This window comes from Rivihabitans pingtungensis, from assembly GCF_003201855.1.
GTDB lineage: Bacteria > Pseudomonadota > Gammaproteobacteria > Burkholderiales > Aquaspirillaceae > Rivihabitans > Rivihabitans pingtungensis.
Genome location: NZ_QJKI01000011.1, coordinates 52,582 through 73,670, shown reverse-complemented (window position 1 = coordinate 73,670; position 21,089 = coordinate 52,582). Strand labels below are relative to the sequence as shown.

At 59.3% G+C, this 21,089-nt stretch carries 19 protein-coding genes and 1 riboswitch; of the genes, 2 read left to right on the top strand and 17 right to left on the bottom strand.

The window, feature by feature from the left end; translation table 11 throughout:
• Window position 1: 1 nt before the first annotated feature.
• The 9 genes from DFR34_RS09755 to metK form a co-directional block, all read right to left on the bottom strand.
• Window positions 2–1,114, bottom strand: a complete 1,113-nt coding sequence (locus DFR34_RS09755) for a DegT/DnrJ/EryC1/StrS family aminotransferase (RefSeq protein WP_110390956.1) — start codon at window positions 1,112–1,114, stop codon at window positions 2–4.
• Entirely contained in the window at window positions 1,111–1,995 is an 885-nt protein-coding gene (rfbA, locus tag DFR34_RS09750; RefSeq protein WP_110390955.1) for a glucose-1-phosphate thymidylyltransferase RfbA, read from the bottom strand. Before rfbA ends, DFR34_RS09755 begins: the two co-directional genes overlap by 4 nt.
• 16 nt (window positions 1,996–2,011) lie before the next feature.
• Entirely contained in the window at window positions 2,012–3,079 is a 1,068-nt protein-coding gene (gene rfbB / locus DFR34_RS09745) for a dTDP-glucose 4,6-dehydratase (RefSeq protein ID WP_211309355.1), read from the bottom strand.
• A complete protein-coding gene (locus tag DFR34_RS09740; RefSeq protein WP_110390954.1) occupies window positions 3,076–4,383 on the bottom strand; it encodes a GumC family protein in 1,308 nt (435 codons plus the stop codon). The genes rfbB and DFR34_RS09740 overlap by 4 nt, the downstream gene beginning before the upstream one ends.
• Window positions 4,384–4,391: 8 nt before the next feature.
• Window positions 4,392–6,581, bottom strand: coding sequence for a polysaccharide biosynthesis/export family protein (locus tag DFR34_RS09735; protein ID WP_110390953.1), 2,190 nt, complete (start codon window positions 6,579–6,581; stop codon window positions 4,392–4,394).
• Between the two features lie 137 nt (window positions 6,582–6,718).
• Complete coding sequence (locus tag DFR34_RS09730; protein WP_110390952.1) at window positions 6,719–7,252, bottom strand: TIGR00645 family protein; 534 nt, start codon at window positions 7,250–7,252, stop codon at window positions 6,719–6,721.
• 60 nt (window positions 7,253–7,312) lie between these two features.
• A complete protein-coding gene (gene metF / locus DFR34_RS09725; protein WP_110390989.1) occupies window positions 7,313–8,155 on the bottom strand; it encodes a methylenetetrahydrofolate reductase [NAD(P)H] in 843 nt (280 codons plus the stop codon).
• 217 nt (window positions 8,156–8,372) lie between these two features.
• Entirely contained in the window at window positions 8,373–9,686 is a 1,314-nt protein-coding gene (gene ahcY / locus DFR34_RS09720) for an adenosylhomocysteinase (RefSeq protein ID WP_110390951.1), read from the bottom strand.
• A gap of 66 nt (window positions 9,687–9,752) precedes the next feature.
• A riboswitch (S-adenosyl-L-homocysteine riboswitch) is annotated at window positions 9,753–9,824 on the bottom strand.
• 110 nt (window positions 9,825–9,934) lie between these two features.
• Complete coding sequence (gene metK, locus DFR34_RS09715) at window positions 9,935–11,104, bottom strand: methionine adenosyltransferase (RefSeq protein WP_110390950.1); 1,170 nt, start codon at window positions 11,102–11,104, stop codon at window positions 9,935–9,937.
• Window positions 11,105–11,172: 68 nt separating this feature from the next.
• Here metK and DFR34_RS09710 point away from each other — a divergent pair, with 68 nt between their 5' ends.
• Entirely contained in the window at window positions 11,173–12,075 is a 903-nt protein-coding gene (locus tag DFR34_RS09710) for a lysophospholipid acyltransferase family protein (RefSeq protein ID WP_110390949.1), read from the top strand.
• A complete protein-coding gene (locus DFR34_RS09705) occupies window positions 12,075–12,935 on the top strand; it encodes a lipid A biosynthesis lauroyl acyltransferase (protein ID WP_110390948.1) in 861 nt (286 codons plus the stop codon). The genes DFR34_RS09710 and DFR34_RS09705 overlap by 1 nt, the downstream gene beginning before the upstream one ends.
• Before the next feature lie 93 nt (window positions 12,936–13,028).
• Here the strand turns inward: DFR34_RS09705 and DFR34_RS09700 are convergent, their stop codons facing one another.
• From DFR34_RS09700 to nuoH, 8 genes are all read right to left on the bottom strand, one after another.
• Window positions 13,029–13,322, bottom strand: coding sequence for a DUF2818 family protein (locus DFR34_RS09700; protein WP_110390947.1), 294 nt, complete (start codon window positions 13,320–13,322; stop codon window positions 13,029–13,031).
• A gap of 146 nt (window positions 13,323–13,468) precedes the next feature.
• Window positions 13,469–14,926: an NADH-quinone oxidoreductase subunit NuoN gene (gene nuoN, locus DFR34_RS09695; protein ID WP_110390946.1), complete on the bottom strand. Its 1,458-nt coding sequence runs from the start codon at window positions 14,924–14,926 to the stop codon at window positions 13,469–13,471.
• Between the two features lie 14 nt (window positions 14,927–14,940).
• Window positions 14,941–16,437, bottom strand: coding sequence for an NADH-quinone oxidoreductase subunit M (locus DFR34_RS09690; protein ID WP_110390945.1), 1,497 nt, complete (start codon window positions 16,435–16,437; stop codon window positions 14,941–14,943).
• 42 nt (window positions 16,438–16,479) lie between these two features.
• On the bottom strand, window positions 16,480–18,498 hold the full coding sequence (gene nuoL / locus DFR34_RS09685; protein WP_110390944.1) for an NADH-quinone oxidoreductase subunit L: 2,019 nt from the start codon (window positions 18,496–18,498) through the stop codon (window positions 16,480–16,482).
• Between the two features lie 38 nt (window positions 18,499–18,536).
• Window positions 18,537–18,842: an NADH-quinone oxidoreductase subunit NuoK gene (gene nuoK / locus DFR34_RS09680; protein ID WP_077299944.1), complete on the bottom strand. Its 306-nt coding sequence runs from the start codon at window positions 18,840–18,842 to the stop codon at window positions 18,537–18,539.
• Between the two features lie 35 nt (window positions 18,843–18,877).
• Window positions 18,878–19,525 carry an NADH-quinone oxidoreductase subunit J gene (locus DFR34_RS09675; protein WP_110390943.1) on the bottom strand — a complete coding sequence of 216 codons (648 nt, stop codon included), beginning with the start codon at window positions 19,523–19,525 and terminating at the stop codon, window positions 18,878–18,880.
• A 9-nt stretch (window positions 19,526–19,534) separates the two neighbouring features.
• Window positions 19,535–20,023 (bottom strand): NADH-quinone oxidoreductase subunit NuoI, encoded by a 489-nt coding sequence (gene nuoI, locus DFR34_RS09670; RefSeq protein ID WP_110390942.1) that lies wholly within the window; start codon window positions 20,021–20,023, stop codon window positions 19,535–19,537.
• A gap of 16 nt (window positions 20,024–20,039) precedes the next feature.
• The gene (nuoH, locus tag DFR34_RS09665; protein WP_110390941.1) at window positions 20,040–21,086 is read right to left on the bottom strand and encodes an NADH-quinone oxidoreductase subunit NuoH; all 1,047 of its coding nucleotides are present in this window, start codon (window positions 21,084–21,086) and stop codon (window positions 20,040–20,042) included.
• Window positions 21,087–21,089: the final 3 nt, after the last annotated feature.

Sequence of the window (21,089 nt, the reverse complement as noted above, 5' to 3'; positions counted from 1 at the left end):
CCTAGCCTTTCGCGAAGAAATCGCGGCAGGCTTGCACCACCACGGCAGCGTGCTCTAGCGTCAGCGTTGGCCCCATCGGCAGGCTCAATACCTGACGATGAATCGCCTCGGCCACCGGCAGGCTGCCTTCCGGCAGATTCAGCTCGGCATAGGCCCCCTGGCGATGCGGCGGCACGGGATAATGAATCAGCGTGCCGATACCCGCCGTGGCCAGCGCCTGTTGCAGGGCATCGCGGCGTTCGCTCTGCACCACGAACAAATGCCACACCGGCTCGGCGCCGGCGCGAACCTTGGGCAACACCAGCGGCAGCCCGGCCAGTTCGTGCTGATAAAAGTCCGCGATCTGACGGCGATGGGCGATATCCGCATCCAGATGCGGCAGCTTCACCGCCAGCAGGGCGGCCTGCATTTCGTCCAGCCGGCAGTTGTACCCTTGCTGTTCGTGCTGATATTTCACCCTGGAGCCATAATTGGCCAACATACGCACGCGCTCAGCCAGAGCGTCATCATTGGTGGTTACCGCACCGCCATCGCCCAGCGCACCCAGATTCTTGCCGGGGTAAAAGCTGAACCCAGCGGCATGGCCCAGACCGCCAGTGCGACGGCCAGCATCCAGTGCGCCATGCGCCTGGGCAGCGTCTTCGATCACTTTCAGGCCGTGGCGCTCGGCCAGCGCCATGATGGCGACCATATCCGCCGGCTGACCATACAGGTGCACGGCGATGATGGCCTTGGTGCGCGGGGTAATGGCCGCTTCAATGCGCGAGGGATCCAGGTTATAGCTGTCATCCGGCTCCACCGGCACCGGCGTGGCGCCAGCCTGGGTCACTGCCAGCCAGGTAGCGATATAGGTGTTGGACGGCACAATCACTTCGTCGCCAGCGCCGATGTCCATGGCGCGCAGAATCAGATGCAGGGCATCCAGGCCGTTGCTGACGCCAATGGCGTGCTTGACGCCGCAATATTCGGCAAACGCCTGCTCGAAGGCCTGCACCTCACGGCCCAACACATACCAGCCGGAGTCGATCACCCGCTCGCAGGCGCGCAGCAATTGCTCACGGTACTGGGCATTGCTGGCCTTGAGATCCAGAAAGGGAATGGCCGTGGTGCTCATGACAGACGTCCTTCCGACAGCAGTTGGCGCAGGTATTGACCGTAGCCGGTCTTGGCCAGCGGGGCGGCCAGTTTTTCCAGCTGGGCATGGTCGATCCAGCCCTGACGCCAGGCAATTTCTTCCGGACATGCCACTTTCAGGCCCTGGCGCTTTTCCAGCGTCTGAATAAACTGGCCCGCTTCCAGCATGGAATCATGCGTGCCGGTATCCAGCCAGGCATAGCCACGACGCATCAGTTGGACATCCAGCTGGCCTTGCGCCAGATACACGCGATTGACGTCAGTGATTTCCAGCTCGCCGCGCGGCGAAGGCTGAATCTGCTTGGCGATGTCCACCACCTGCTCGTCATAGAAATACAGGCCGGTGACGGCAAAGCGAGACTTGGGCTGAGCGGGTTTTTCTTCCAGGCTCAGCGCACGGCCTTCGGCGTCAAACTCCACCACACCATAGCGTTCGGGGTCGTTGACTTGATAGGCAAACACCGAAGCCCCACTGGGCTTGGCTGCCGCTCGGCCAAGCAACTCCACCAGGGCGTGACCGTAAAAAATATTGTCGCCCAGCACCAGCGAAGACGGCGCACCATTCAGGAAGGATTCACCAATGATAAACGCCTGCGCCAAGCCATCTGGACTGGGTTGCACCGCGTAAGACAGAGAAACCCCCCACTGGCTGCCATCGCCCAGCAATTGGGCAAAGCGCGGAGTATCCTGCGGGGTGGAAATGATCAGAATGTCCTGTATGCCCGCCAGCAACAGGGTGCTGAGTGGGTAATAGATCATCGGCTTGTCGTACACCGGCAGCAATTGCTTGGAAACTGCCAGTGTGGCCGGATACAGCCGGGTGCCACTGCCCCCGGCCAGAATGATGCCCTTGCGTGTCATCTGCGTATTCCTGTGATTATTTATAATGATTTTTCAGCCATGCATCGAATGCCCCACCGGTGACGGCGCGCACCCAGTCCTGGTTGTCCAGATACCAGCGCACGGTTTTGGCCACCCCGGTTTCGAAGGTTTCTGCCGGTTTCCAACCCAGTTCGCGATGCAGCTTGCTGGCGTCGATGGCATAGCGGCGGTCATGGCCGGGGCGGTCGGTCACAAAAGTAATCTGCTCGGCATAAGCGCGGCCATCCTCGCGCGGATGCAAGGCATCCAGCTGGGCGCAGATGGTGCGCACGACTTCCAGATTGGTTTTTTCGTTCCAGCCACCCACGTTGTAGGTTTCCCCCAACTGGCCGGCGGCCAGCACGCGACGAATGGCCGCGCAGTGGTCGGTGACAAACAGCCAGTCGCGGATATTGCTGCCATCGCCGTAAATCGGCAGCGGCTTGCCGGCCAGGGCGTTGAGGATCACTAGCGGAATCAGTTTTTCCGGGTAGTGAAACGGGCCATAATTGTTAGAGCAATTGGTGGTCAGCACGGGCAGGCCATAGGTGTGGAACCAGGCACGCACCAGATGATCTGAGGCCGCTTTAGAGGCGGAATACGGGCTATTGGGCTGAAACGGATGCGTTTCGGTAAACGGCGCGTCACCGGGCTCCAGCGAGCCGTACACTTCGTCGGTAGACACATGCAGGAAACGGAAATTGTCCCGTGCCTCACCTTGCAGCGCCGACCAATGGGCACGCGCGGCCTCCAGCAGGGTAAAGGTGCCGTTGACATTGGTGCGGATAAAATCACCCGGGCCGTGGATGGAACGATCCACATGGCTTTCAGCGGCAAAATTGACGATGGCTACCGGCTGATACTGGGCGATCAGGGCATTGACGCAGGCGCTATCGGCAATATCACCCTGCACAAAGACAAAGCCAGGTTCATTTTTGACGGCCTCCAGGCTTTCCAGGTGACCGGCATAGGTCAATGCATCCAGCACTACCACGCGAGCATCGGGCACATGGGCAAACCATTCGCGCACAAAGTTACTGCCAATGAAACCGGCCCCACCGGTGACCACAATCACGCCATTCATTCTTTATTCTTTCTTTTGAATTTCACATTGAACTTCAATTTGCGAGGGAATCTTACCGATGGCGGCGACCAGCGCAATGCTTCGCGAATCATGCGCACCCGGCTCATATTGACTTCATTCTTGAGCGCCACCAAGGTCAATTCATAAATCAGAATGGAGACCATCGCGATCAAGAAGCCGATCAGGCTCGCAATGGCGATCGTGCGCTTTTTCTTGGGATACGAAGGCGTGGAAGGCGGAATGGCTTTATCCAGCAACTCAACCGTTGTGGCATCTTTCACCTGGTCAATTCGGGTCAATTGCAGTTCCTTCAGGAACAGCTCGTACACCAACTCCAGATTCTTGACCTCACGAACATGCTTGACGTACTCCATGGAAATTTCAGGCAGCAAGCCTTCTGATGCCTGCAAGGCAACATCATCACTGGCTTTTACGGGGCGACGCCATTGCTCAAGCTGGTTTTTCAATGCGTCAATCTCGTGCTGCAGACGCAAGTAGTCGGCATTACGTTCGGTCGCAAACGCCTCCATGGATGCCAGTTCCGTTTCCTTGCTGGCAATGGCGGTGCGCAAACGGTTACTTTCCTGAATTGCCATCTGGATTTGCGGGTCCAGATTCAATACCCCGGTTTCCTGCTGAATCTTGCGCAACGACATTTCTGCCACGGTCAACTGCTGCAAGGAAACATTCATTTGCTGCTCGTAGAACACCCGCCGCTTGGATGCTTCATTGACCGCCAAACCTTGGGTGATGTATTGCAAGGCGTCAGCATACCCGTTGGCCAGCCTGGCCGCCCAGACGGGGTCACTGTCCTCAACTTCAATATTGATGATCCCGTTCGGGCTGGGCGCAATCTTAGACATGCTGGACAAGCGGCCATACACCGATTCGATCGACGAGACGCCCCAGCGTTTGCGCAGATCAAAATTGCTGTCCATGAATTCTGCCGCGGCCCGGCTTTGTAAAATCGCCAGATACATGTCCACCACGGGCTTTTGCCCTTCCAGCACCCCACCCACCCCGGCGCCTGCCAGGGAACCTGTCTGGCTGAGCATGGTAGCGGTGTTGGGTTTGGTTTTCGGTGGCAACAGCCGAGCCATGGCGGAATAGCGTGGCAACTGTGTAGAGACAAAGGCAAATGCAATCACCGCCGCAATCAATGGGCAAATCACCAGCCAACGCTTATAGCGCAACAGTGAAAGAATGACGTCCAGCGGGTGGAACTTGGGCTCCACCAACGCAGGCTCTTGCGGCATTTGGGCCACGCTTTCTTCATCCAGCGGCATGGACTCTTGAGAAGACATAGCCAGACTCACTTCGTCACGGCATGGATGGCAGCGACGCTGATCCCGAACTGGTAAAAAATCTGTGCCCAGTCGCGCAGGAATTTGCGCCACAGGGTGCGGTCGGTTTCATACGGCACGACAATGGTGTCACCAGGCATGATGCTGACCGACGATAATGGCCAGAATGACTGGTGACGGCTCCATACCGAACCATCTGCACGCTGGACGTAAATGGCGCTCGTATCAGCTTCTTTGGTCATGCCGCCCAGCTTATCCAGGTAGCCAGACAAACCCAGGCCAGGCTGATAAGACAAAGGCATTTCTTTTAGCACCGCGCCAACCACATTGATGGTCTTGGTCACAGGAGGAAAATACAGACGGTCGCCATCTTCCAGCGGAAAGTCAGGAAATGCTTCAATCGAGCCAATAGAAGGCTCCAGATGCAGCAAGACCCGGCCGGTGGCAGGCAATTTCCGCAGTGATTCCAACAGATTCTTGCGAATATCCGCCTCGTCCTTGCCCCCGGCTTCACCGGTATTGTTGCGAGAAGCCACCACGGTTTCAAAGCTCATCTGCACATCCAGACGAGCCAGCAACTCATCCAGCCGTTTTTGCTGGGAGCCCAATGCAGAAGCCCGAGTCAATTCGGCGCCAAACAGATATGCATTGGGCGTCACCCCGCCCAGACGCTTGACCAGTTGTCTGGCTGTCTCACCAGGTAACAAGCGATACAGGCCAGGCGCACGCACCTCGCCTTCCAGACGGACAAAACGGTCATTGCTGTCCACCGGCTGGCGCAAATCTTCACGGCCGAATACAGTCACCACATCACCCGGCTCCAAGACCAGATTGGCAGACGGATCACGTTGCAGCACGGCTTTCGCCAAGTTGAATGGGATCAACGTCACGGCCTGGGTAGTAGGATGCATACGTTCAATGACAGCGTAATTCCAATTAAGCTCACCGGTCACCCTGGGCTTGAACGCACTTTCACGGCCTACCGCTTCACGTACCGCCGCATTGCGCGCATTCCAGTAATCAGGGCTAAGCAAAGCGGCCCGTTCAGGAATCAAGTCACTGATGCGCATGCCCTTGCGCCAGGGAACATTCGCTGGAGTCGCCACATTACCACGCAGGGTCACGACATTTTCGATGCGCGGCGAAATCGCATATACCCTGACGATATCGCCGTCACGCACTTGACGAGCCAGCCCGTCAGTGTCCAGCGTAAACTCTTCCACCTTGCGCAAAGCGCGCTCGACAATGCGCTCCAGAGTCACTTTCTGCCCGGCTGCGGTGGTGGTCAATCCTCCAGCGGCCCCCAGCAGATGAGCCAAGGACTCACCTTTTTTCAATTCAAAAATAGCCTGGGTATTGATACTGCCGACCACGGCAGCCAACCCGCCCACGGGAGGGATCTGGATCACATCCCCCGGCAGCAGGCGCATGTCGCGACTCTTGTCGCCACGCAATAAAAAGTCATAAAGATCGAACTCGGCCACCACCTGATTGTTTCGGCGCAGGTAGATACGACGTAAGGAGCCCTTATTAGACGGCCCGCCAGTGGCAAACAGGGCACTGAGCACCGTACTCATTGAACTGACCAGATAAGTGCCAGGATAACGGGCATGGCCGACCACAAACACTTGTATCGAGCGCAATTCACCCAATGAAACGTTCAGTTCAAAGTTGCGAAATACGCGGGAAATAGCCGTTCGCAAATATGCATTGAGCTGACGGTACTCTGTGCCAGCAACATGCAATACCCCCACCTTGGGGACATTGATATTGCCGGCCCGGTCCACTTTGGCCCGATAGTCGATATCCACTTGGCCCCAGGCACGGATCAGCACCTCATCCCCCGGCCCGATCACATAGTCAGCGGACAGAGGGGCATCTTCCAACGGAGCGCCCATGGACGAAGAAGCCCGGGCAAAGAAGTCATGCCCGTATACCGGCAAGCCGAGACCACTGGCCTGAGAAACAAAGGACTGAAATTCCAGCGGAGGCTCCGGGGGTGGCGCATCTGGCTTGCCGGTCGTAGAACCAGAACCTGCAGGTGTACGCACTGCGGTTCCGGAGGTCGCATCAATTGGAGAGCTGCCGGTGATCGTGGAGCGTGGATCCTGAGAAGCGGCCGCAGCCCATCCTGTGACCGGCGCACATAGCGACAACAGTGAAGCAAGGACGAGCAGAAAAACACGCATACGCATCATGGGCACACATTCAGGAAGCCAATCTTAGCATGATCACTTTACAAAATGGGAAGCCGCGACCATGCCATTCATATATAAAAAAATTCAACAGCCAGACATCGGCATATCCCCCCTCTCAGCGGGGTGGATCGCGCGACTCAGTGGGATGCTTTTGCGTGCGCCACATGCAACAACTTGTCGGTATACGCAATCGCCGCTGCCGACACCAGGAAAGCCAGATGCAGGAACAGCTGCCACTTGATGGTGTGCTCCGGCAGTTGCCCGGCGTTGATGAAGGTTTGCAGCAGGTGGATCGACGAAATGCTGATGATGGCCATCGACAACTTCACCTTGAGCACCGAGGCGTTGACATGGTCCAGCCATTCCGGCTGATCCGGATGCTGTTCCACCCGCAAGCGCGAGACAAAGGTTTCGTAGCCGCCCACCGTCACCATCAGCAGCAGGTTGGCGATCATCACCACGTCGATCAGCCCCAGCACGGTGAGCATGATCTCGATTTCGGTCAGGCTGGTCAGATTGGCCAGCAGCTTGTACAGCTGGGACAGAAACTTCCAGGCGTACACCCCTTGCACGACAATCAGCCCGAGATAAATCGGCAGTTGCAGCCAGCGGCTCCAGAAAATCACCCCGGCCAGGCGGCCTTTCGGGGTGCGGGCGAAATCGGCGCTCATCGTATCCTCCATGATATGGGCAGCCAGCTGACCCAGCGATGGGCCAGCCGGTTCCCGAATTTACAGCCCCAGACGCTGGCAGATGGTGGACACCGCGCCAGCCTGGTTCAGCGTATAAAAATGCAGGCCCGGCGCGCCGCCGGCCAGCAGACGGTCGCACAAGGCGGTGATCACATCCAGGCCGAGCGAGCGGATCGACGCCACATCGTCGGCGTAGCTTTGCAGCTTCAGGCGCAGCCAGCGCGGGATTTCTGCGCCGCAGGCGTCGGAAAAGCGCGCCAGCTGGCTGAAATTATTGATCGGCATGATGCCGGGCACGATGGGGATGTCCACGCCCAGCGCGTTGACTTCATCGACAAAAGCAAAATACGCGTCAGCGTTGAAGAAATATTGGGTAATCGCCGAGTTGGCGCCGGCCTTGACCTTGACGGCAAAATTGCGCAGGTCGTCATGTGCGCTGCGCGCCTGCGGGTGGTATTCCGGGTAGGCGGCCACTTCAATGTGAAAATGGTCGCCGTGTTCGGCGCGAATGAACTCAACCAGTTCATTGGCAAAACGGAACTCGCCAAACTCGCCCATGCCGGACGGAATGTCGCCGCGCAGGGCGACAATATGGCGAATGCCATGGTTGCGGTATTCATTGAGAATGGCGCGGATATTGTCGCGGCTGGAGCCAATGCACGACAGATGCGGCGCGGCGGCGTAGCCTTCGTTGCGGATTTCCAGCACGGTGTCCAGCGTGCGGTCGCGGGTAGAGCCGCCCGCGCCAAAAGTCACCGAGAAGAACTCCGGCTTGAACTGCGCCAGTTGCTGGCGGGTGGTGCGCAGCTTGGCCATGCCTTCCGGGGTTTTAGCCGGGAAGAACTCAAAGCTGAAAGTGCGCGGATTCGATTGAGAGTGCATGACAGACATCCTGGGCAAGTGGCCAGCCCAAGGCTGGCAACAGAAAATTTTGCAACAAAAAGGCCGGAAGCCCGGCCTTTTTGGTGTACAACCACAGCAAATTGAGCGTCACCCACAAAACCCAGCAAAGCGATCCTGGCTAGGCGCACGACCGCAGACAGTACAGGTAGTACGGCAAGGTCGTGCAACAACGCCAGGAGGGTTTTGTTAGCCGCTCTTAGTAGCGGTAGTGCGTCGGCTTGTACGGGCCGGTCTTGTCCAGACCCAGATAGCTGGCTTGCTCATCGCTGAGCTCGGTCAGCTTGGCGCCGATTTTCTTCAGGTGCAGACGGGCAACCTTTTCGTCCAGGTGCTTGGGCAGCACATGCACGTCAATGGCATACTTACCCGGATTTTGCCACAGTTCGATCTGGGCAATCACCTGGTTGGTGAACGAGGCGCTCATCACGAACGACGGGTGACCGGTGGCGCAGCCCAGGTTCACCAGACGGCCTTCGGCCAGCAGGATGATGCGCTTGCCGTCCGGGAAGATGATGTGATCGACTTGCGGCTTGATGTTTTCCCAGGTGTACTGGCGCAGGCCAGCCACGTCGATTTCGCTGTCGAAGTGACCGATATTGCAGACAATCGACTGGTCTTTCATCGCCAGCATATGGGCGTGGGTGATCACATTGACGTTGCCGGTGGCGGTGACAAAAATATCGCCCAGCGCCGCTGCTTCGTCCATGGTCACCACGCGGTAGCCTTCCATGGCGGCTTGCAGTGCGCAGATCGGGTCGATTTCGGTCACCCACACGGTAGCGCCCAGGCCACGGAAGGATTGCGCCGAGCCCTTGCCCACGTCACCGTAACCACACACCACGGCGATTTTGCCGGCGATCATCACGTCGGTAGCGCGCTTGATGCCGTCCACCAGCGATTCGCGGCAGCCGTACAGATTGTCAAACTTGGACTTGGTCACCGAGTCATTGACGTTGAACGCCGGGACTTTCAGCTCGCCCTTCTTGACCATGTCGTACAGACGATGCACGCCGGTGGTGGTTTCTTCCGACAGACCGCGCACCTCGTCCAGCATTTCCGGGTACTTGCTGTGCATGATGGCGGTGACGTCACCGCCATCGTCCAGAATCATGTTCGGCGTCCAGCCGTCCGGGCCGCGCAGGGTTTGCTCGATGCACCACCAGAATTCTTCTTCGGTTTCACCCTTCCAGGCAAACACCGGAATGCCAGCAGCGGCGATGGCGGCGGCGGCTTGATCCTGGGTGGAGAAGATATTGCACGAGGACCAACGCACCGATGCGCCCAGATCCACCAAGGTTTCGATCAGCACGGCGGTCTGGATGGTCATGTGCAGGCAGCCGACGATGCGGGCGCCGGTCAGCGGCTTTTGGTCTTTGTATTCTTCGCGCAGCGCCATCAGGCCGGGCATTTCGGTTTCGGCGATGGCGATTTCCTTGCGGCCCCATTCGGCCAGGGAAATATCGGCGACTTTGTAGTCAGTGAAGGTCTTCAGATCGACCACGGCGTTCATAGCAATTCCTTACGCGGTGGCCGGGCGGGATGCTCACCTGTGCGTGCATACCGGGCCCGGCATGGGTTCAGGTGAGCGCAGTTCGAATCCGAGCCTGGGGGCGGCCTTGTGAGCCACGCCTTGCAGCGCTCCTCGGAAGATTGGGACAGGATTATACGGGATTTTGCTGGTGAACGCCGGATTTTGCCGGCGTTCACCCATTGCGCTCATACACTGACGAGCGGCAGGCTTATTACAACGATTGCAGATTACAGCCCGGCGTCCGCGCGCAGTGCAGCAGCCTTGTCAGTGGCTTCCCAGCTGAACTCCGGCTCTTCACGGCCAAAGTGGCCGTAAGCGGCGGTCTTGCTGTAGATCGGACGCAACAGGTCCAGCATCTGCACAATGCCCTTCGGACGCAGGTCGAAGTGTTTCTTCACCAGCTCGACAATCGCCTCGTTCGGCAGCTTGCCCGTACCAAAGGTGTCCACCGAAATTGAGGTCGGGTTGGCCACGCCAATCGCGTAGGACACTTGCACCTGGCACATGCGCGCCAGACCTGCGGCGACGATGTTCTTGGCCACATAGCGGCCGGCATAGGCGGCGGAACGGTCCACCTTGGACGGATCCTTGCCGGAGAAGGCACCGCCGCCGTGCGGGGCTGCGCCGCCGTAGGTGTCGACGATGATCTTGCGGCCGGTCAGACCGCAATCGCCCATCGGGCCGCCAATCACAAAGCGGCCGGTCGGGTTGATCAGGTACTTGGTGTCGGCGGTGAGCATGTGCGCCGGCAGCACCGGCTTGATGATGTCTTCGATCACCGCTTCGGTCAGCGTCTTGTGGTCGATTTCCGGGGTGTGCTGGGTAGACAGCACCACGGTGTCGATGGCCTTGGGCAGGCCGGTTTCGCTGTCGTACACGCAGGTGATCTGGCTCTTGGCGTCCGGGCGCAGCCAGGGCAGACGGCCGTCCTTGCGCAGTTCGCTCTGACGCTGCACCAGACGGTGGGCGTAGTAAATCGGGAACGGCATCAGCGTCGGCGTTTCGTCGCAGGCATAACCAAACATCAGACCCTGGTCGCCAGCGCCCTGGTCCAGATCCAGGCCTTCGCCTTCGTTCACGCCCTGGGCGATGTCCGGCGATTGCTTGTCGTAGGCCACCAGCACGGCGCAGCCCTTGGCGTCAAAGCCCAGATCCGAGCTGTCGTAGCCAATGCGGCGGATGGTTTCGCGGGCGATGCCCATGTAGTCGATATTGGCGTGGGTGGTGATTTCACCGGCCAGCACCACCAGACCGGTGTTGACCAGGGTTTCGGCCGCCACGCGGGCGTATTTGTCTTGAGCCAGGATGGCGTCCAGGATGGCGTCAGAGATTTGGTCGGCGACTTTGTCCGGATGGCCTTCGGAAACCGATTCCGAAGTGAAGAGGTACTCGCTCATTGCGTAATGTCCTGAAGGGTGATTCCGATTCGGGTAAAATCTTGCGTCCGATTTCCCGCTGGCTCGTCATGTCAAGATTGCTGATTGCTGTGTTTTCAATCCTGTCGCATCTGCCCTTGGCCGTATTGCAGGCCGTGGGCGTTGCGCTGGGCTGGCTAGTGTACCTCAGCTCGCCGCGCTACGCGGCGCGCATGCGGGAAAACCTGGCCCAAAGCGGCCTGGCGACCGATGCCGTCAGTCAGCGCCGCTTGCTGCGCCAGGCGGTCAGCGCCACCGGCATGGGCGCGCTGGAGTTGGTGATCGCCTGGGGACGCTCCCCGACTTCTATCGCCCGTTTGGTGAAAAACTGTAACAACTGGCACATTGTGGAAGAGGCGCTGGCACAAAACAAGGGCATTATTTTCATCACGCCGCATCTGGGCAATTACGATATTGCCGGGCGTTATCTGTCGCAACGGCTGATCAAGCGCCCGCAACCAATCCAGTTGATGGCGATGTATCGCCCGCCGAAAATGGCCTGGCTGGAACCCTTGATGAACGCCGGCCGCGTGCGTGAAGGCGGGCTGACCGCGCCGGCCACCGCCGCAGGCGTGCGCATGGTGATGAAAACCCTCAAGGCACGCCAGACCACCATCATCCTGCCCGATCAGGTCCCCGGCCAGGGAGACGGTGTGTGGGCGCCATTCTTTGGCCGCCCAGCCTACACCATGACCCTGGCGCCGCGCCTGGCGCAAATGGACGGCGTGGAGGTGATCCTGTTTTTTGGCCGCCGCCTGGGCTGGGGACGCGGCTTTGAGGTGGAAATCGCCCGCCTGTCTGAGCCGTTCACCGGCGACAAGACCACGGACGGCGCCAAACTGAATCAAGCCGTCGAGCAGCTGATTCGCCAGGCGCCAGCGCAGTATCTGTGGAGCTACAACCGTTACAAGACGCCCGCCGGCGTCGCCCCTGCCGAGACCCCGAATCCATGATGACCCGTTTTGCCCTTGCTGTTTTGTGGTTGTTGCACTGGCTGCCGGTGCCGGTGCTGGCCGTGCTGGCCCGCGTACTGGGCTGGCTGGGCTACCTGCTGGCGCGCGAGCGCCGCCGGGTTGGCCTGATCAATTTGCAACTGTGCTTTCCTGACATGAGCCCGTCGGCGCGCCGGCGCATTATCCTGCGTCACTGCCAGCACCTGATGCAGTCGCTGCTGGAATACGGCATTGCCTGGTGGGGCAGCCCGGCGCGGCTGCGCCGGCTGGTGACGCTGAAAAACCTGCACCATCTCACCGATCAGGCTGAGCACAACACCATCATCCTGTATCCACACTTCATCGCCTTTGAGCTGTGTGTGTTCCGGCTGAATCTGGAGCAGGCGCTGGTCAGCGTGTATTCCAACCAGAAAAATCCGGTGCTGAATAAGCAGTTGTATCAAGGGCGCAGCCGCTTTAATAACGCCAAGATCGTCTCGCGTCAGGAAGGGCTGCGTTCCATCATCAAGGCCATGCGCGACCATACGCCATTTTTATACCTGCCCGACCAGGACTTTGGCCCGCGCGACTCGGTGTTTGTGAAATTCTTTGCCGAAGACGCCGCCACCATCACCGGGCTGTCGCGCATCTCGGCGCTGGCCAAGGCCAAAGTGGTGCCGGCCATGGCACGACGGGTGGGCTTTCGCTATGAGCTGGAGTTTTACCCCGCCTGGGAAAACTTCCCGACAGACGATGTGGTGGCCGACACCCGACGCATGAATGCATTCATCGAGGAGCGTGTGCGGGAAGACCCTTCCCAGTATTACTGGCTGCACAAGCGCTTCAAGACCCGACCGCCAGGTGAGGCGCGCTTTTACTGAGCCGCCAGCCAGCCGCACCCGAAACCCAACAAAAAACCGCCAGTCACATCGCCTGGCGGTTTTTTGTTGGGGCTTACAGCACACAGCAAGCGCTCAAGCGCGGCGTTTCCAGAAAAAACGGGCAATAAACCCCGGAAACGCCAGCACCAGAAACAGCGAGAACGTGGTGACATAAAACTGCCACTTTTGCACATGCACCGGCGACACCTGGCTTTCCAGCAGATAGGCCAGCCCGCCCACGGCAAAGTACAACACGCCCAGCTCCAGCAAACACCAGCCGACATGCTTGCGCGGCACGGCCCAGACGCCCGCCACCTTGTTGAGGATGAACGGCAGATTTGCCGCCAGCGCCGCACACAGCAGCACAATCGCCATACGCGTTTCCATGAATCTCCCGCTTCTGGTCTACCGGCGCGCAGGCCGGCAAATCCACCGTCAAAGAATATAAAAACAGTCATGCCGTCCGGGCTCGCGCGCGGACGGCATGACCTGTGACGGCACTGGCGGGCAAAAGTGCCAGCCAGAAGCCGACTTTACAGCACTTGCAGCGATTGCTTCATGGCTTCCACGCAGACGGAGTACAAACCATCCGGCACGATGCCCAGCACCAGCAGAGCGATGGCGTTCACCGACAGCAGCACGCGCATGTCCATACCCACCTGGCTCACCGGCTCAGCGTCAGTCGCTTCGTCAAAGTACATGACCTTGACCACGCGCAGGTAGTAGAAAGCGCCAATCAGCGAGAAGACCACGCCCACCACGGCCAGCCAGATCAGGCCGATGTCCACCACCGACTTGAGCACCGCCAGCTTGGCGTTAAAGCCCACCATCGGCGGAATGCCCGCCATGGAGAACATCACCACCAGCATCAGGAAGGCGTACCAGCTGTTTTTGCGGTTCAGGCCCTTCAGGTCGTCCAGGGTTTCGCAATCCACACCGGCGCGCGACAGCAGCAACAGCACGCCAAAGCCGGCCAGCGACATCAGCACATACACCACGGCGTAGAACAGCGAGGCGGACAGGCCTGCCGGGGTGCCGGCCAGAATGCCCAGCACCAGAAAGCCCATGTGCGAGATGGTCGAATACGCCAGCATGCGCTTGAGGTTGGTCTGGGCAATCGCGGTGATGTTGCCGATGGCCATCGACAGCACGGCCAGAATCACCAGCATGCCTTGCCATTGCGACACCAACGGCTCCAGACCTTGCGACAGGATGCGCACGACGAACACAAAGGCCGCCAGCTTCGGCGCGCCGCCGATCAGCAGGGTGACGGCGGTCGGTGCGCCCTGATACACGTCAGGCACCCACATGTGGAACGGCACAGCGCCCAGCTTGAAGGCCAGACCAGCGACGATGAACACCAGGCCAAACATGGCCAGCGACATATTGGCCGAGCCGTTGGTCAGCGCAGCAGCGATTTTGCCGATGTCCAGCGAACCGGTAGCGCCGTACACCATCGACATGCCGTACAGCAGCATGCCCGAGGCCAGCGCGCCCAGCACGAAGTACTTCATCGCCGCTTCAGTCGCCTGCGTCGAGTCGCGGCGCAAGGCCACCAGCGCGTACAGCGCCAGCGACATCAGCTCCAGACCGATATACAGGGTCAGGAAATGGTGAGCGGACACCATCACCATCATGCCCAACAGCATGAACAGCGACAGGGTGAAGAACTCGCCACGGTAGAAGCCGCGGTCGGCGATGTACTGACGGCTGTACACCAGGGTGGCCCCCATGGCGACATACATGCCCACCTTGGCCAGGTCAGCCATCGGATCATCCACGAACATGCCGCTGAAGGTCAGCTCCGGAAACGGCTGGCTGGTGGTCAGGGTGATGACGGCACAGCCAATCAGCGACAGCAGGGACAGCAAATAGGTGATGCCGCGTTGTTTATCGGAAAGAAAGAGGTCCAGCACCAGGATGACCGACACCGCCGAGAGCAAGAAGATCTCGGGCAAGGCCGGCATCAGGTTCAAATCAGCCCAACTCATCGTGATTTATCCTCTTATTGCAGTTTGCTGTGCGCCACATGGGCGATCAGATCGTTGACCGAGAGGTGCATCTTGGACACGAACAGGTCAGGCAGCAGACCCATGCCCAGCACCGCGACAGCCAGAATGGCCAGCACGAGGAATTCACGCTTGTTGACGTCCTCCATCTCGGCGACGTGCGAATTGCCAACGTCGCCAAAAATCACCCGCTTGTACATCCACAGGGTGTAAGCCGCGCCAAAGATCAGCGTGGTGGCGGCGGCGGCAGCCACCCAGAAGTTGACCTGCACGGCGCCCATGATCACCATGAACTCGCCGACAAAGCCGCTGGTGGCCGGCAAACCGGAGTTGGCCATGGCGAACAGCATCATGAAGGCGGCAAAAATCGGCATCTTGTTGGCCACACCGCCATAGTCGGCGATGTTGCGGGTGTGCAGACGGTCATACATCACACCGATGCACATAAACATGGCGGCGGACACAAAACCGTGCGACACCATCTGCACCAGCGCGCCTTCCACGGCCCACTGATTGAGCTGGTTGCCGGTGAACAGGAACATGCCCAGGGTGACAAAACCCATGTGCGAGATCGACGAGTACGCCACCAGTTTCTTCATGTCGGTCTGCACCAGCGCCACCAGGCCAATGTACACCACGGCGACCAGCGACAGGCCCACCATCAGCGGAGCCAGCTCACGCGAGGCGTCCGGCAGAATCGGCAGGGCAAACCGCAGGAAGCCGTAAGCGCCGATCTTCAGGGTAATGGCGGCCAGCACCATGGAGCCGCCAGTCGGCGCTTCCACGTGGGCATCCGGCAGCCAGGTGTGCACCGGCCACATCGGCACCTTCACCGCAAACGACAGGAAGAAGGCGACGAACAGGGTGATCTGCACCGACAGCGGAATCGCCAGGGCGTGGAACTTCAGGATTTCAAAGCTCTGGCCGGCTTTTTGATACAGGTAGATAAAAGCCACCAGCATCAGCAGGGAACCCAGCAGGGTGTACAGGAAGAACTTGATCGACGCGTACACACGGCGCGGGCCACCCCAGACACCAATGATCAGGTACATCGGGATCAGCATGGCTTCAAAGAACACGTAGAACAGGATCGCATCCAACGCGGCAAACGCGCCGTTGATCAGGCCCGACATGATCAGGAAGGCAGCCATGTACTGCGCCACACGTTGCTGGATCACTTGCCAGCCAGCCAGCACCACCATGACGGTGGTGAAGCTGTTGAGCACCACGAACAGCATCGAGATGCCGTCCACGCCCAGGTAGTAGTGAATGTTCAGGCTGGCAATCCATGGCGCTTTCTCCACGAATTGCATGCCTCCGTTCAGCGACTGGAAGCCGGTAAACAGGGGGATGGAGACGACAAAGCCGGCCAGCGAGCCCAGCAGCGCTACCCAGCGCGCCAGACCGGCATTTTTGTCCCCTCCTGTTGCCAGCACCAGCAACCCGGCCACGATAGGCGTCCAGATTGCCAGACTTAACAGATTCTCAACCATAAGCCCAACCTAACTGTTTTTCTGAATGTATCCGTCGGCATCTCAGTGGGCGATCAGGCCAGAAAACCAGATCGTCATGAGACCAAGAACGCCAATAATCATCGCGGTCGCGTAGCTGTAGATGAAGCCGGTTTGCAGCTTGCGCACCACAGCCGAGAACGCCCCCACCACCTTGGCCGAACCGTTGACCAACAGGCCATCGATCAGCAGCTGGTCGCCCACCTTCCACAGCAGGGTGCCCAGGCCGCGCGAGCCCTTGGCGAACACGCCAAAGTAGATGTCGTCGAGGTAGTATTTGTTTTCCAGCAGGGTGTGGATGGCGCCCAGCTTGGCCTTGAACATCGCCGGAATCTGCGGGGCCTTCATGTAGAACAGCCATGCCGTGGCCACACCGCCCAGCGCCAGCCAGAACGGCAGGGTGCTCAGCGAATGCACGCCCATGCCAACCGCACCGTGGAACTCGTGCGCCAGCTCTTCCATCACCGGATGGGCTTCGTGATTGATGAAGATCACGTTCTTGAAGAAGTCGCCGAACAGCATCGGTTCGATGGCGATGAAGCCAATGATCACCGACGGGATGGCCAGCAGCACCAGCGGCAGGGTCACCACCCACGGCGATTCGTGCGGCACATGGGCATGACCGTGGCCGTGATCGTCGTGATGACCATGATGGTCGTCATGATGCACGTGGCGGAAACGCTCTTCACCGTGGAACACCAGGAAGTACATGCGGAAGGAATAGAAGGCAGTGATGAACACGCCAGCCACCACAGCAAAGTACGCAAAGCTGCTGCCCGGAATATGCGAGGCGGCCACGGCTTCGATGATCGAATCCTTGGAGTAGAAGCCGGCAAAGAACGGGGTGCCAATCAGCGCCAGCGAGCCCAGCAGCGAGGTGAACCAAGTCACCGGCATGTATTTCCACAGACCGCCCATGCGGCGCATGTCTTGTTCATGGTGCATGCCCATGATCACCGAACCGGCGCCAAGGAACAGCAGGGCCTTGAAGAAGGCGTGGGTCATCAGGTGGAACACGGCCACCGGGTAGGCGGACACGCCCAGGGCGACGGTCATGTAGCCCAGCTGCGACAGCGTGGAGTAAGCCACCACACGCTTGATGTCGTTCTGGATGATGCCCAGAAAGCCCATGAACAGCGCGGTGATCGAACCAATCACCAGGATGAAGGACAGCGCGGTGTCGGACAGCTCGAACAGCGGGCTCATGCGCGACACCATGAAGATGCCGGCCGTCACCATGGTGGCGGCGTGGATCAGCGCAGAAATCGGGGTCGGGCCTTCCATCGAGTCCGGCAGCCAGACGTGCAACGGAAACTGTGCGGATTTACCCATCGCGCCGATAAACAGCAGGATGCAGGTCACCGTCATCAGCGACCATTCGACGCCAGGGAAAATCTGCACAGTCTTCGTAGCCAGGCCAGGCGCAGCGGCAAACACGTCGGCGTAGTGCAGCGAGCCGCCGAAGTAGGCCAGCACCATGCCGATGCCCAGCAGGAAGCCAAAGTCACCCACGCGGTTGACCAGGAAAGCCTTGAGGTTGGCGAAAATCGCCGTCGGCTTCTTGAACCAGAAACCAATCAGCAGATAGGACACCAGACCCACCGCTTCCCAGCCGAAGAACAGCTGGATGAAGTTGTTGCTCATCACCAGCATCAGCATCGAGAAGGTGAACAGCGAGATGTAGCTGAAGAACCGCTGATAGCCCGGATCTTCATGCATATAGCCGATGGTGTAGATGTGCACCATCAGCGACACGCTGGTGACCACCACCATCATCATGGCGGTGAGGTTGTCGATCAGGAAACCGACCGAATAATCAATGCCGCCGACCGTCAGCCAGGTGTATACCGGGCCATCGAAAGTGGGCGCCCCGTTGAGCAGACCGTTGAGCACATAGACAGCGCCCACCGCCGACACCGCCACGCCACCAATGGTGACGAGGTGCGCGGCAACGCGGCCGATCGCCCAACCCAATAACCCCGCAATGGCTGAGCCCGCAAGGGGCGCCAGCGCAATCAGCAGGTACAAGCTTTTCATTTCCATGCTTATCGAGCTTCTTTTCTTAGGATTCCGGTTGGTCTTTAGCCTTTGAGGCTGCCTAGGTCTTCAACGTTGATCGTGCGCAGATTGCGGAACAACACCACCAGGATGGCCAGACCAATCGCCGACTCAGCGGCGGCAACGGTCAGGATGAAGAACACGAAGATCTGACCCGCAGTGTCGGACAGATAGTGCGAGAAGGCGATGAAGTTGTAGTTCACGGCGAGCAGCATCAGCTCGATCGCCATCAACAGCACAATCACGTTCTTGCGGTTCAGAAAAATACCCAGCACGCTGATCGCGAACAGAATCGCGGCGAGCACCAGGTAATGCGTCAGAGTCAACACGGTACCCCCTTTGCTTGGATTAGGGCTTGCTGCGGTCAGGCCGCTGCGTTGTCGTTATTGGTGTCGCCGCCGCGATCTTCCACACGCGGTTCGGCAGCCATCTGGATCATGCGCACGCGATCATTGCGACGCACTTTGACCTGTTCGGCCGGATCCACCCACTTGGTGTCCTTGCGCTTGCGCATGGTCAGCGCAATCGCCGCGACAATCGCCAGCAGCAGCAGCACGGCGGCGAGTTCAAACGGATACAGATAGGTGGTGTAAATCTGACGACCCAGGTCCTTGACGTTGCTGTAGTCCGCCGCCAGCGCCGCCGGCTCCTTGAAGCCGTTCAGATTGGACTCCGGACTGGTCAGGATCAGCACCATCTCCGCCACCATGATGGCGGCCACCGTGCCGGCCACCGGCAGATTGCGCCAGAAGCCTTCACGCAGCTGCTCGAAGTCGATGTCGAGCATCATCACCACGAACAGGAACAACACCATCACCGCGCCGACATACACCAGCACCAGCGAGATGGCCAGGAACTCCGACTGCAACAGCAGCCAGTGGCCCGAGGCGGTAAAGAACGCCAGCACCAGGAACAGCGCAGCGTGCACCGGGTTTTTGGCCGTGATCACCCGCACCCCGGCAAACACCAGGATGGCGGAGAGCACGTAGAACACAAATGCTTGGAACGACATGTGGCCCCCTTAACGGTACTTGGCGTCGAGCTCGCGGTTTTTCGCGATCTCGGCTTCATATTGGTCACCGACGGCCAGCAGCATTTGCTTGGTGTAATACAGGTCACCGCGCTTTTCGCCGTGGTATTCGAGGATGTGGGTTTCCACAATCGAATCCACCGGGCAGGACTCCTCACAGAAGCCGCAGAAAATGCATTTGGTCAGGTCGATTTCATAACGCGAAGTGCGGCGGGTGCCATCGTCGCGCTGTTCCGACTCAATGGTGATCGCCATGGCCGGGCAGACCGCCTCGCACAGTTTGCAGGCGATGCAGCGCTCTTCCCCGTTGGGGTAGCGGCGCTGCGCATGCAAACCGCGAAAACGCGGGCTTTGCGGCGTTTTTTCTTCCGGAAACTGCACAGTGATCTTGCGCTGGAAGAAATGACGACCGGTCAACGCCAGGCCCTTGACGAGCTCGACGAGAAGGAATGTCTTGAAGAAATTGCGGATCGTTTCCATGCCACTCACTTACCGGTTATTTCCACAGCGTGTACGGGGACATCATCCAGAAACCGACGACAACCAGCCACACCAGGGTCACAGGAATGAACACTTTCCAGCCCAGACGCATGATCTGGTCATAGCGGTAACGCGGGAAGGTCGCGCGGAACCACAGGAAGCAGAAGAGGATGAACGCAGCCTTGATCGCCAGCCAGTGGAAGCCGCTTTCACCCAGCACCGGCACCGAAGCCGGCAGCGGGGACAGCCAGCCGCCCAGGAACATCAGCGCGGTCATCGAGGCGATCAGGATCATGTTGGCGTATTCGGCCAGGAAGAACACTGCGAACGCCATGCCCGAGTATTCCACGTGGAAGCCGGCCACGATTTCCGATTCGCCTTCGGCTACGTCAAACGGGGCGCGGTTGGTTTCCGCCACACCGGAGATCAGGTAGACCAGGAACATCGGGAACAGCGGCAGCCAGTTCCAGGAGAACACCGAACCACCGGCCAAGCCCTGACCTTGCTGGTTGACGATTTCCACCAGGTTCAGCGAACCGGACAGCATCAACACGCCCACCAGGGCAAAGCCCATGGCGATTTCGTAGGACACGATCTGGGCCGCCGAACGCATGGCGCCCAGGAAGGCGTACTTGGAGTTGGACGCCCAACCGGCGACGATCACGCCGTACACGCCAATCGAGGTCACCGCCATGATGTACAGCAGCGAGGCGTCGATATTGGCCAGCACCAGCTTGGGCATGAACGGCACCACCGCCCAGGCGGCCAGCGCCGGGGCAATCGACAGGATCGGGCCGACCAGGAACAAGGTTTTATTCGCCTTGGCCGGCAGCACGATTTCCTTGAGCATCAGCTTGATGCCGTCAGCAATCGGTTGCAGCAGACCCTTGGGGCCGACCCGGTTCGGGCCGATCCGGATCTGCATATAGCCGATCACCTTACGTTCGGCCAGCGTCAGGTAGGCCACAGCCCCCATCATCGGCCCGACAATTGCCACGATCTTCAGCACGGTCCAAACTGCCAGACCTGCATCCGCTCCGAGGAGATTCTGAAAGAATTCCATGCT